At 73.7% G+C, this 11,838-nt stretch carries 12 protein-coding genes; 5 read left to right on the forward strand and 7 right to left on the reverse strand.

All coding sequences use genetic code 11. The features are described 5' to 3' along the window. Window positions 1–7 precede the first annotated feature (7 nt). From IE207_RS27355 to IE207_RS27365, 3 genes are all read right to left on the reverse strand, one after another. A complete protein-coding gene (locus IE207_RS27355; RefSeq protein WP_190186984.1) occupies window positions 8–3,019 on the reverse strand; it encodes an AAA family ATPase in 3,012 nt (1,003 codons plus the stop codon). Then, complete coding sequence (locus IE207_RS27360) at window positions 3,016–4,185, reverse strand: exonuclease SbcCD subunit D (RefSeq protein ID WP_190186985.1); 1,170 nt, start codon at window positions 4,183–4,185, stop codon at window positions 3,016–3,018. Before IE207_RS27360 ends, IE207_RS27355 begins: the two co-directional genes overlap by 4 nt. 117 nt (window positions 4,186–4,302) lie before the next feature. Continuing rightward, window positions 4,303–4,929, reverse strand: coding sequence for a YigZ family protein (locus tag IE207_RS27365; protein WP_190186986.1), 627 nt, complete (start codon window positions 4,927–4,929; stop codon window positions 4,303–4,305). A 93-nt stretch (window positions 4,930–5,022) separates the two neighbouring features. On the opposite strand from IE207_RS27365, the gene IE207_RS27370 reads away from it, so the two are divergent. Then, window positions 5,023–5,589, forward strand: a complete 567-nt coding sequence (locus IE207_RS27370; protein WP_190186987.1) for a DUF3887 domain-containing protein — start codon at window positions 5,023–5,025, stop codon at window positions 5,587–5,589. A gap of 87 nt (window positions 5,590–5,676) precedes the next feature. After that, a complete protein-coding gene (locus tag IE207_RS27375) occupies window positions 5,677–6,081 on the forward strand; it encodes a CoA-binding protein (RefSeq protein WP_190186988.1) in 405 nt (134 codons plus the stop codon). Between the two features lie 9 nt (window positions 6,082–6,090). Here IE207_RS27375 and IE207_RS27380 read toward each other — a convergent pair whose 3' ends face one another. Beyond that, window positions 6,091–6,687 carry an XRE family transcriptional regulator gene (locus tag IE207_RS27380; RefSeq protein ID WP_190187037.1) on the reverse strand — a complete coding sequence of 199 codons (597 nt, stop codon included), beginning with the start codon at window positions 6,685–6,687 and terminating at the stop codon, window positions 6,091–6,093. Between the two features lie 133 nt (window positions 6,688–6,820). Between IE207_RS27380 and IE207_RS27385 the strand changes: the two genes are divergently transcribed. Beyond that, the gene (locus IE207_RS27385; protein WP_190186989.1) at window positions 6,821–7,687 is read left to right on the forward strand and encodes a DMT family transporter; all 867 of its coding nucleotides are present in this window, start codon (window positions 6,821–6,823) and stop codon (window positions 7,685–7,687) included. Here IE207_RS27385 and IE207_RS33850 read toward each other — a convergent pair. Continuing rightward, window positions 7,684–8,445, reverse strand: coding sequence for an acyltransferase (locus IE207_RS33850; protein ID WP_190186990.1), 762 nt, complete (start codon window positions 8,443–8,445; stop codon window positions 7,684–7,686). The two genes, IE207_RS27385 and IE207_RS33850, sit on opposite strands and share 4 nt — an antisense overlap. 131 nt (window positions 8,446–8,576) lie before the next feature. On the opposite strand from IE207_RS33850, the gene IE207_RS27395 reads away from it, so the two are divergent. Next, window positions 8,577–9,122, forward strand: coding sequence for a gamma carbonic anhydrase family protein (locus tag IE207_RS27395; RefSeq protein WP_190186991.1), 546 nt, complete (start codon window positions 8,577–8,579; stop codon window positions 9,120–9,122). Between the two features lie 27 nt (window positions 9,123–9,149). Here IE207_RS27395 and IE207_RS27400 read toward each other — a convergent pair whose 3' ends face one another. Together IE207_RS27400 and IE207_RS27405 are read right to left on the reverse strand one after the other, a co-directional pair. After that, the gene (locus tag IE207_RS27400) at window positions 9,150–9,812 is read right to left on the reverse strand and encodes a DedA family protein (RefSeq protein ID WP_190186992.1); all 663 of its coding nucleotides are present in this window, start codon (window positions 9,810–9,812) and stop codon (window positions 9,150–9,152) included. A 394-nt stretch (window positions 9,813–10,206) separates the two neighbouring features. After that, on the reverse strand, window positions 10,207–10,659 hold the full coding sequence (locus IE207_RS27405) for a DUF4442 domain-containing protein (RefSeq protein ID WP_190186993.1): 453 nt from the start codon (window positions 10,657–10,659) through the stop codon (window positions 10,207–10,209). A 96-nt stretch (window positions 10,660–10,755) separates the two neighbouring features. On the opposite strand from IE207_RS27405, the gene IE207_RS27410 reads away from it, so the two are divergent. Further along, the gene (locus IE207_RS27410; RefSeq protein ID WP_190186994.1) at window positions 10,756–11,790 is read left to right on the forward strand and encodes a DUF8017 domain-containing protein; all 1,035 of its coding nucleotides are present in this window, start codon (window positions 10,756–10,758) and stop codon (window positions 11,788–11,790) included. The last annotated feature ends 48 nt before the right edge of the window (window positions 11,791–11,838 follow it).

Genomic DNA, 11,838 nt, shown 5'->3' on the forward strand with positions numbered 1-11,838 from the left:
CTGCGGTTCAGCCCGCCGGGCTCCCCACCCGGTGGCGCACCACCGAGCCGCCGCGCTGCTTGACGATCTCCAGCTGGGCCTGGACCCGGGTCCGCAGGTCGGCGACGTGGCTCACGATGCCGACGCTGCGGTCCCGTTCGCGCAGGGAGTCCAGTACGTCGAGCACCTCGTCCAGGGCCTGGTCGTCGAGGCTGCCGAAGCCCTCGTCGATGAAGAGGGTGTCGAGGCGCATGCCGCCCGCCTCGTCGGTCACCACGTCGGCCAGTCCCAGGGCGAGCGCGAGCGAGGCGAAGAAGGTCTCGCCGCCGGACAGGGTGGCGGTGTCCCTCTCGCTGCCCGTCCAGGCGTCCACGACGTGCAGGCCGAGGCCCGACCGGCCCCGCCCGCTCGCCCGCGCGTCGGAGTGGACCAGGGTGTAGCGGCCGCCGGACATGCGCAGCAGCCGTACCGTCGCCGCGGCCGCGACCTGCTCCAGGCGCGCCGCCAGTACGTACGACTCCAGCCGCATCTTGCGCTCGTTGTCGGCGGAGGTGCCCGCGGTGAGCCCCGCCATCCGGGCGACCCGGTCGTACTCCTCGCGCAACGGGCCCAGGGCGCGCAGTTCCTGCTCCGCGCGCTGCGAGAGCCGGTCCAGCTCGGCGCAGCTCACTCGGGCGGCGTCGACGGCCGAGCCGGCCTCCCGCAGTTTCGCCGCGGCCGCGGCCGCGCACTCCTCGGCAGCCTGCGGGTCGGCGGGCGCCAGCGCGGCCGCCGCCGTGGTGTCGTGCTCGGCGTGCCGGTCCGCCAGCATGGCTTCCTCGGCCTGCCAGGCGTCCAACCGGTGCTGGAGCGCGGTGCGTTCGTACTCCGGCAGCACCGCGTCGGCCGCCGCGCCGATGGTGTCGAACCCGGCCTTGAACGCGGCGTCGGCCAGCTGGTCGTCGGCCTCCTTGAGCCGGGCGGCGGTGGCGTCGGCGCGGCGCAGTGCGGCGGCGGCCGCGGTGACGATCCGGACCCGGTCCTCCAGCACCCTGGCGCGGGCCGCCACACTGGGCGCGTCCCCCCGTACGAGGGCCAGCTCGGCCTCCAGCGCGGCCCGTTCCCGGTCCAGGGCCTCGCGCCGCGAGGCCCTGGCGGCGGTCCGGCGTTCGGCGTCGAGCCGGTCGGCGCTGCGCGCGGCGTACTCGCGCTCGGCGCGGGCCAGCCGCTCCCGGGCGGTGTGCAGTCCGGCCGCGTCCGCGTGGGCGGCGGCGTGGCGGGCGCTCAGGTCCGAGGTGAGCGCGAGGAGTTCGGCGGTGGTGGCGTCCCCGGCGGCGGCCGCGGCTTCGGCTTCGGCCTCCCGCACCGCGGCCAGCTTCCGTTCGGCGGCGCCCCGCCGCTCCTCGGCCTGCTCGAAGCGGGCGTGGGCGGCGTCTTCGGCAGCCCGGTCGACGTGCCCGGGGGCGGGACGCGCGGGATGCGGGTGCTGCGCCGACCCGCACACCTTGCAGGGCTCCCCCGCCACCAGGGCGGCGGCCAGTTCGGCGGCGATCCCGCTGAGCCGGGCCTCCTTCAGCTCCAGCCAGCTCTCCCGCGCGGCGGCGGACTCCTCGCGCAGCCGCAGCAGTGCGGCGTCGGCGACTTCGGCTTCGGCGACGAGTGCGTCGCGCCGCCGGGCGGCGTTCAGGTGGAGCCGGGCGGGCTCGAGCCGGGCGGCGAGCTGCTCGGCGAGAGTGGCGGCCTGCTGCGCGGCTTCCACGCGGCCGGCCAGTTCCGTCCGGGTGCCCTCCCAGCGGGCGAGCCACTCGGCGGACTCCTGGCGCTGCTCCTCGTCGTCCCGGGACTCCCGGTCCAGCGTGGCCCGCTCGCGGCCGATCGCGGCGCTGCGCTGCTCGGCCCGCTGGGCGGCTGCGACCGCGCCGAGTTCCCCGCGCAGCCGCTGCTCGGTGGCGGCGAGCTGCTCTGCTCCGGCTTCGGCGAGGGCGGCCGGGAGTTCGGCCAGGGCGAGCGTCTGCGCGTGGGCGGCGGTCAGGTGCGCCGCGGCGGCTGCCCCGCGCAGTTCCAGGGCGGGGGCCACGAGGGCGCCCCGGCGGGCCCGGTCGAGCAGGGCGCGCACCCGCTCCCGTTCGGGCCCGGCGGCTTCGAGCAGGGCGGCCCGGCGGGCGGTCTCCGCGTGGCGGCGCTGCAACCGGTCGAGCTCCCGCGCCTCCTCGGCGGCCCGCCGGGCAGCCGCGTACCGGCTCTCCACGGCGGCCAGCGCGTACTCCGCGACGGTGAGCCGCTCCCGGGCGGCGCAGCGCGCGACCGCCGCCCAGGCGCGGACGGCCTCGGCGAGGCCGGGCTCGCCCGGCTGGTGGCGGGGCAGCGGCCAGGCGCGCAGGTCGGCGCTGTCCCCGGCGGCCTGGGCGATGCGCTGGGCGACGCCGAGCACCTTCTCGTCGCCGGCGCGCACCTTGGCCTCGGCCGCCCGGCGCCGCTCTGCCAGCAGGGTCTCGACGGCGGCGAAGCGGCGGGTGTCGAAGAGCCGCCCGAGGAGCCGCCCGCGGGCTTCGGCGCCGGCGCGCAGGAACTGGGCGAACTCACCCTGCGGCAACAGCACCACCTGGCAGAACTGTTCTCGGCTCATGCCGAGCAGTTGCTCGATCTCCTCGCCGATCTCCTGGTGGGAGCGACTGAGCCCCTTCCAGGCACCGTCTACGCGTTCGCGGAGCCGGCTCTGGGCCCGGTCCCTGGTCGTGCCGCTGCCGCGCTTCTTGGGCCGGTCCTGCTCGGGCCGCCGGGTGATCTCCAGGCGGCGTCCGCCGATGGTGAGTTCGAGGGTGACTTCGGTCGCGGTGCCGGGGGCGGCGTGGTCGCTGCGCAGACTGGTGATGTGGGGGAGGCGGGAGCCGGGCACGGCTCCGTAGAGCGCGAAGCAGACGGCGTCGAGGACGGAGGTCTTGCCGGCGCCGGTGGGTCCGTGGAGCAGGAAGATCCCGGCGCCGGAGAGGGCGTCGAAGTCGATCTCCTGCGGCTCGGCGAACGGCCCGAAGGCGGTCACCTCGAGCCGGTGCAGCCTCATCGGAGGGTCTCCCGGCTCACGGCCTGGGTGCGCACGTCGTCGAAGGCGCCGCGCAGCACGGCCCGTTCGGCGTCGTCGGCGTGGCCGCCCCCGCGGACGTGCGCGACGAAGTCCTCGGCGATCTCCTGGTCGGTGCGGCCCCTCAGGCGCTGCGCGTAAGAGGCAGCGCCGTCGTCCTCACGGCCCTCGGGGTCGAAGGCGAGGCTGAGGACGTGCGGGAAGCGGGCGGCGAGGCGGGCCATGGGGTCCTGGGGGCGGACGGGGTCGGTGAGGGTGGCTTCGATCCAGCGGTCCTCGTGGGCATCGAGGGCCGGATCGTCCAGCAGCTCCTCCAGCCGCCCGCGCAGACGCCCGAGGGCGCGCGGAACGGGGGTGTCGATGCGCTCGGCGGTGACGAGTTCACCGTCCGCCCCGAGTTCGATCAGCCACATCGTCTTGCGGTGGTCGGTCTCGGAGAAGGAGTAGGCGAGCGGGGAACCCGAGTAGCGCACCCGTTCGTTGATCTTCTGGCAGCCGTGGAGGTGGCCGAGCGCGGCGTAGTCGATCCCGTCGAAGACGGCGGCGGGTACGGCTTCCACTCCTCCGACGGTGATGTCGCGCTCGCTGTCGCTGGCCTGCCCGCCGGTGACGAAGGCGTGGGCGAGGACGACGGAGCGCGTTCCGGGCGGCCGGCCCGCGAGGTCGGCGCGCACCCGGTCCATGGCCGCGCCCAGCACCGCCTCGTGGCTGACCTTCGGCGCGCCGAGGGCCTCCTTCACCAGGGCCGGCTCCAAGTAGGGCAGCCCGTACAACGCCACATCACCGTGTACGTCGGCCAGCACCACGGGGTCCGAACAGCCGGCCGGATCGGTCCTGAGGAATATCCCGGCCCCTTCGATCAACTTGGCCCCGACCCCCAGACGGGGCGCGGAGTCGTGGTTCCCGGAGATCATCACCGTGGGCACGCCGAGCCCGGCGAGCCGGTGCAGGGCGCGGTCGTACAGCTCGACGGCGGGCAGCGGGGGCACGGCCCGGTCGTAGACGTCCCCGGCGACGAGGACGGCGTCGACCCGGTGTTCCTCCACGGTCGCGACGAGGTGGTCGATGAACGCGGCCTGGGCGCCGAGCATGTTGACGCGGTGGAAGGACCGCCCGAGGTGCCAGTCCGAGGTGTGCAGAAACTTCACTCGCCGGCCTCGCCGCGCATGCCCGTCCCCCTGGTCGTCCTCCGGCCCACTGCCCCCACTACGCTAACCCGTCGCCGGGGCCGTCACGGCCGCTCCGGCAAGACCGGGTCGGTGCGCTCAGGGTGCGTACGTCTCTCCGCCGAGGGTGAGGGTGGCGCTGCCCGCGGTGCTGTCGGCCAGCCAGGCCTCGAAGGCGGGGAGGTCGGCTTCCGGGAGGGCGACCTCGATCTCCACGGCGGAGCCGTAGCGCAGGTCGACGACGGTGCGGCCGGTGGAGCGCAGGTCGTTCTGGGTCTTGCCGGCCCGCTGGTGGTCGACGGTGACGGTGGCCAGCCGGTAGCGGCGGCGGGTGACGGTGCCGAGCGCGTCCAGTGCTTCGCCGACGACCCCTCCGTAGGCCCTGATCAACCCGCCCGCGCCGAGCTTGACACCGCCGTAGTAGCGGGTGACGACGGCGACGGCGTACCGGACGTCGCGCCGCGTCAGCATCTGCAGCATCGGTACCCCGGCGGTGCCGCCGGGCTCGCCGTCGTCACTGGCCTTCTGGATCGAGGCGTCGGCGCCGATCACGTAGGCGAAGCAGTTGTGGGTGGCGGTGGGGTGCTCCTTGCGGATGCGCGCGATGAACTCCTGCGCCTCCTGCTCCGTCGCGGCGGGCGCGAGCGAGCACAGGAACCGCGAGCGGTTGATCTCCGCCTCGTGCACGCCCTCCCGGGCGACCGTCACGTACTGGTCTGCCTTCACCGCTCCACCCTAAGCGGTGGCCGAGAACCGGCCGACCAGCCTCTGCCGGGCGGCCGGGCGGCCGAAATGCGCCCGCCAATCGGGCGATCTACGGTGAACGCATCCGGCCCCACCGAACGCGGGAAGGGGAAATCCATGTTTTTGCTTCCCGGCAAGGACACGACGCGCGGCGGAACGACACGCGGCGGAATGTGGCGGCGGCGGCTGCTCCTGGTCGCGCCGGCGGCCCTGGTGGCTTCCCTAGCGGTATTGCCGATCGGCGGTTGCGTTCCGGCTGTCGCGCAGGCCCACGCCGCCGCGCAGGTCACGGTCCCGGACGCCAGGACGGTTGCGGCCCGGCCCGATGACGAGCAGCTCGCCGTCGACACCCTCGACGAAGTGACACGGGGCGATTTCACCGCCGTCTCGGCCCGCTTCGACGAGGCCCTTCGCGGACAAGCCACTCCGGAGTTCCTCGCGAACTCCTGGAACGACTACCAGAAGACGTTCGGTCGCTTCGAGTCGCACGGGGACCCGAAACAGGTCGCGTCCGGCAATGGGAACGTGGTCGACGTCCCGCTGCACATGGCGAAGCGGCCCGGGGATTTCCGCGTCACTTTCAATACGGAGGGACAGATCGTGGGCCTGTTCTTCCTCCGCACGGGAGTTCCGGTCCCGTAGCGGGGGAATCGGATGCGCGCGCTCTCCGTTGATCCCTTCGCGCGGGCCGTCACGAGCCGGTCCGGCGGGCGACAGGAGGCGGTGCGCGTGTACGGCGACCAGGAGACCATCCGCAGGATCCTCACCGAGACCGGTGACACCTGGGCGGTGGTGGGCCTGTCCAACAACGAGGGGCGGGCGGCCTACGGGGTGGCGCGGGTGCTCCAGCGGTTCGGGAAGCGGGTGGTTCCCGTACATCCCAAGGCGGAGACGGTGCACGGCGAGCCCGGGTACGCGTCGCTGGCGGACATCCCGTTCCCGGTGGACGTGGTCGACGTCTTCGTCAACAGCACCCTCGCCGGTGCGGTCGCCGACGAGGCGGTGGCGGTCGGGGCGAGCGCCGTCTGGTTCCAGCTGGGGGTGGTCGACGAGGCCGCCTGGGCCCGGACGCGCGAGGCGGGTCTGCTGATGGTGATGGACCGTTGCCCCGCCATCGAGATCCCCGCCCTGTAGCGAGGGCCGTCAGTGGGACAGCGCCGGCTCGTGCCCGCTGACCGGCGGGATCGAGACCGCCATCGTCATCTCCATCGGCTCCGCGCCGTCGTTGCGGTATTCGTGTGGGACGTTCGCCTCGAAGGAGACGGCCCCGCCCTGTGGCACCTCGTAGGGGTCGCCGTCGACGGTGAGGGTGAGCCGTCCGGCCGTGACGTGCAGCATCTCCAGGGTCCCTGCCGGATGCGGGTCCGATGCCGTGCCCTGGCCGGGCTCCAGCCGGTACGCCCACACCTCCAGCGGGCCGCGCCGGTCGTCGCCGAGCAGCATGGTCGCGCCGCTGCCCTCGGCCGTTGACCACATCCGGACCCCCTGACCGGGCTCCACCAGGTGCACCCGCGGGCCGCGGTCGCGGTCCAGCAGGGTGGTGATGCTGACACCGAGGGCGTCGGCCAGCTTGACGGTGGTGCCGACGCTGGGGTTCGTCCGGGCCTGCTCGATCTGGATGATCATCCCGCGGCTCACGCCCGACCGCGCCGCCAGTGCTTCGAGGGTGAAACCGCGTTCACCGCGCCAGCGCCGGAGGTTGCGTCCGAGCGCCTGAGTGAGCTGTTCCAGGTCCGACACCATTCCCCCAGCTTCGGCGTCCAGCACGTAGAGTCCAATATTTTGGATCGCACGGTCCAGCACGATGAACCACGATGTGGTGTACTGGACGCTGCACCCCACCGTTCAAGACACTGTACTGCGAGGTCCCCGCATGACCGTCCTCTTCGCCTTGGCGACAGCCGTGCTGTGGGGTCTTGCCGACTTCGGCGGCGGGCTGCTGACGCGCCGCATACCGGCGCTGACGGTGGTGGTGGTCTCACAGGTGGTCGCCGTCGTGGTGCTCGGTTCGGTGGTCCTCGCCACCGGCGCCTGGCGGGAGGCGGGGCCGCAGCTGTGGTTCGCGGTCGCCGCCGGACTCGTCGGGCCGGTCGCGATGCTCAGCTTCTACAAGGCGCTGGCCCTCGGCCCGATGGGCGTGGTCTCCCCGCTCGGCTCGCTCGGCGTGATCGTCCCCGTCGGAGCCGGGCTGGCGCTGGGCGAGCGCCCGGGCCCCGGCCAGTTCGCCGGGATCGCGGTGGCCGTCGTCGGCATCGTCCTGGCCGGCGGCCCGGAACTGCGAGGAGCGCCCGTACAACGCCGGGCCGTCCTGCTCACCCTGGTCGCGGCCTTCGGCTTCGGCGCGGTGATGGCCCTGATCTCGCAGGCCTCGCACACGGTCGCCGGGCTCTTCCTGGCCCTGTTCGTGCAGCGCGTGACCAATGTGGCCGCGGGCGGCGCGGCCCTGTGGGTGCAGGTGCGACGGGGAACGCCCGCCCTGCCGGAGGGCGGCGGCGCGCGGCTCCTGTGGGGGCTCCTGCCGGCGCTGGCCTTCGTGGGCCTCGCGGACGTCGCGGCGAACGGCACGTACTCGGTGGCCGCGCAGAGCGGCCCGGTCACGGTGGCCGCCGTGCTCTCCTCGCTCTACCCGGTGATCACCGCGCTCGCCGCCTTCGCCGTCCTCAAGGAGCGGCTGCGTACGGTCCAAGCCGCCGGAGCGGGGCTCGCCCTCGCGGGCACCGTCCTGCTCGCGGCCGGTTAGGCCCGCTCCGGGCTGAGCCGTCCGGTCTCCTCCTCCGCCGCCAGGGCGGCCAGGCCGCGCAGTTGCTCCGGCGTGATGCCGTCGGCGATCGGGACCGGCGCCGGGGTGCGCAGGGGCGGCTGCCAGCCCGTCTCGGGCTCCCACCGCCGCACGATGCGCGCCGGGGCCCCCGCCACCACCGCGTGGTCGGGCACCTCGCCCCGTACGACGGCCCCCGCCGCCACGACCACGTTGCGGCCCAGCCTCGCCCCGGGCAGGATCACCGCCCCGGTGCCCAGCCAGCAGCCCGGGCCGATCTCCACCGGCGAGCTGCGGGGCCACTGCCTGCCGACCGGCTCGTTCGGGTCGTCGTAACTGTGGTTGGTGGAAGTGATGTACACGCCCGGCCCGCAGAAGGTGTCGTCGCCGATGCTGATCCGGGTGTCGGCTATGACGTGGCTGCCGCGGCCGAGGACCACCCCGTTGCCGAGCACGAGCACCGGGTCCGGGCCGAGGTCCAGGTCCGGCATCATCCCGGCCGTCAGGGTGACCTGCTCGGCGATGATGCAGTGCTCGCCGAGCCGGATCCACCGCTCGCCGAAGACGGTGCCCTGCGGGAAGGCGAGCCGGGTGCCGTGGCCGATGGCGCCGAAGCGCAGCCGTCCGGGCGTCTCGGCGGTGACGGCCCCGGCCCTTTGCATCCAGCGCCACCCGGCATGGACAGCGCGGTTGGCCACGCGGCGGCGCAGGGATGAGAACGTGTTCTGGTTCTTCGGCACCGGGCAACCGTAGCGTGCCGCGCGCCGGAACCGCGCCGTGATCTGCACCCCATCGCCGGGGGCCGTGGACGGGTGTCCTACCGTGCTGTGAGCGCGGCACCGGTGGAGAACACAGAACGAGGGAAGAGAACATGACACAGCAGGCGGCCCCGGCACTCGTGGCGGGCGTGGGCGGCAAGCAGCCGGTCGTCGACCCGTCGGCCTTCACCGCACCCACTTCCGTGGTGGTGGGCGACGTCACTCTCGGCGCCCGCTCCAGCGTCTGGTATTCGGCGGTGCTGCGCGCCGACTGCGGTCCGATCTCCCTGGGCGCGGACAGCAACGTGCAGGACAACTGCACCCTCCACGTGGACCCGGGCTTCCCCGTCACCATCGGCGAGCGCGTCTCCATCGGCCACAACGCCGTCGTGCACGGCTGCACCGTCGAGGACGACTGCCTGATCGGCATGGGCGCGACGGTGCTGAACGGCGCGGTGATCGGCGCGGGTTCACTGGTGGCGGCGCAGGCGCTGGTCCCGCAGGGCATGGTGGTCCCGCCCGGCTCGCTGGTCGCCGGGGTTCCCGCCAAGGTGCGGCGGGAGCTGACGGAGGAGGAGCGCGAGGGCATCCGCGTCAACGCCGTGATGTACACCGGTCTCGCCGACCAGCACCGCGCCTCGGTGGGCCCGCAGGAGTAGGTCCCCGGGGAGTGCCGGGGGCCGGTCTCAGTCCGAGACCGCCGCCGGCGCCGGGGCGGGCGCGGACTCGCTCTCGCGCGCCGCGGCGGCCGCCTTGCGCATCCGCGCGCGCAGTACGAGGGTCACCGCGAGGCCGATCAGCAGGGCCGCCACCAGCGCCAGCCACGAGAACCGCTTGAGCCACGGCTCGGCGACGACGCCGACCGTGTAGATGACGGCGGTCGTACCGCCCGCCCAGAGGATCCCGCCGAGCACGTTGGCGATCAGGAACTTCCAGTACGGCATGCGCAGCACGCCCGCCAGCGGTCCGGCGAAGATCCGCAGCAGGGCCACGAACCGCCCGAAGAAGACGGCCCACATGCCCCACTTCTCGAAGGAGCGTTCCGCCAGCGCCACGTGCTGCGGTCCGAAGTGCTTGGGGAAGCGCCGGCCGAGCCGCTCCAGCAGCGGCTTGCCGCCCCGCCGCCCGATCGCGTAGCCGATGGAGTCGCCGACGATGGCGCCCGCGATGGCGCACGCGCCCAGCACCACCGGGTCGATGTGCCCCTGCTGTGACGCCAGCAGGGCGGCGCTGACCAGGATGATCTCGCCGGGCAGCGGAACGCCCAGGCTCTCCAGCCCGATGACCAGCCCCACGAGGAGATAGACGCTGACCGCCGGGATCGTCTCCAGCCATTCCTGGATGTGCACCGGTACGTCCTCCAGAGTCGTCTCCGGCGCGCCCCCTGTGACACGCCGAACAAGCAGCCTATCGGCTCGCCACGACGGCCTTCCCCCTCAGCAGCGGTTGCCGGGACGAACGGCCGGCACACATCTCGCGCGGGCCGGTACCCCGTACCGGCCGCTCCAGCGCCCACCGGCCTCCCGGCCTGCCCCCTCGGCCACGCCTCGGCGACGCAGCTCGCCACCCGGGCACGCGCAGCGCGGAACGGGAGCGGCCCGCGCCGGACCGCTCCCCCGCCCGCGCCGGCCCGCGGCCCACAGGCCGCCGCCCGGACGCGCCACCGGCGCCCCGGGTGCAGCCCTGCGGAGGCTGCCGCGCGCTGCCCAGTGCTGTGGCCGGGAAGGTCTGCCGGCCACAGCACTAGGCGTTGGGACGCAGCGTCCAGACCACCGTCATCTCGCCGGTCACGGCCTCGTCCTCGCGCTGGATGGCGATGGTGACGGGGAACTCGGGGCGGCCGCCCGCGTCGAGTTCCGCGATGACCTCGGCGGCCGGGCGGCCGAGGGTGGCGGTGGCGGTGACGACGCCCTTGGCGAGCTTCTTGTAGCCGATCTCGGCCTTGACGGCGAGCGGCACGGCGCGCGAGAGCTGGTCCCCGAACGCGGCGAGCACGATGGCGCCGCTCGCGGACTCGGCGAGGGTGAACATCGCGCCCGCGTGCGGACCGCCGACGTGGTTGTGGAAGTCGGGCTGGTCGGGCAGCCGGACGACGGCGCGCTCGGGGGTCGTCTCCAGGAACTGGAGGTTCAGGGTGCGGGCCATCGGCACGGTCGCGGCGAGCAGTTCGCCCACGTTCATCTGTTCTGCGCTCATGGCAGGCGATGTTACCCACGAGTAAGGCAGCTTGGCCAGACCGGACGAGGGGGCGGCCGTGGCCACCGCCGCCCCCTCCCACTATCGTTACCGGCCATGTGGCCAGGACAGCAGCAGCCGCCCGGGGGACAGCCGAACCCCCAGGACGCGCAACAGAACCCGTACCAGCAGCAGCCGGGACAGCCGAACCCGTACCAGCAGCAGCCGCAACCGGGATTCGGTGAGCCGCAGCCCGGTTACGGATACCCGCAGGCGGGCCACCAGACGCCGCCGGCCGCCCAGCCGTGGGCCCAGCCCCAGACGGTGACCCAGTCGGCGGCCCGCGCCAGGAGCCCGTACTCCACGAAGACGGTGGCCATCGTCGCCGCCGCCGCGGTGGTCGTGACCGCGGCCGTCACCGGGACCTTCGTCCTCACCCGGGACAAGAAGACCGTCCAGGCCAACGACAAGCCGGTCGCCGCCTCCTCGCCCCCCGCCAGTTCGGCGGCCCCGCCCGCCCCGACCGGGAACCCGCGCGCCGGCGGGGACGTCAAGCCGGTGATCCCGGGCTGGAAGGTCGTCATCAACCCGCTGCACGGCACCGCCTTCGACGTACCGCCGGACTGGACCGTCGCCAGCTCGGGCCTGAGCAGCGGCTTCGAGGACGCGAAGAAGGGTGACGGCTCCCCGCTCGTCACCATGACGGCACCCGCCTTCTACAAGCAGGACTGGTGCAAGGTCGACTCCAACAAGGACGGCAAGGAGGAGACGACCGAGCTGGCCGGGACCGGCGCAAAGGGCGCGCAGGGCGCCAAGGACACCGCCGAGGCCGCGCGGATCGCCGCCGAGAACTGGGTGTACGCCGCGTACGCCCAGGACTCCCCGAACCCGAAGGAGACGGTCAAGTCCACGGACTCCAAGGACTTCACGACCCTCTCCGGCCTCAAGGGCAGCTTCTCCACGGCCACCGCCACCGGCCTGCCGAAGAAGACCAAGTGCGACTCGGACGGCAAGAGCATCGCCTTCGCCTACAAGATCGCCAACGGTGACTTCGCCGTCTGGGTGCTCTACGCGGCCGCGGGCGTCCCCGGCGAGGTCTCCAAGGAGACGTACGAGAAGATCATGAGCTCCGTCCGCCTCACCGGCAGCTGACCTCCGCCACCCCCCGCCCCCGGGCCGGCAATCCGTTTGGTTTCCCGG

The sequence above is a fragment of the Streptomyces cirratus genome (genome assembly GCF_014650775.1).
Classification (GTDB): Bacteria; Actinomycetota; Actinomycetes; order Streptomycetales; family Streptomycetaceae; genus Streptomyces; species Streptomyces cirratus.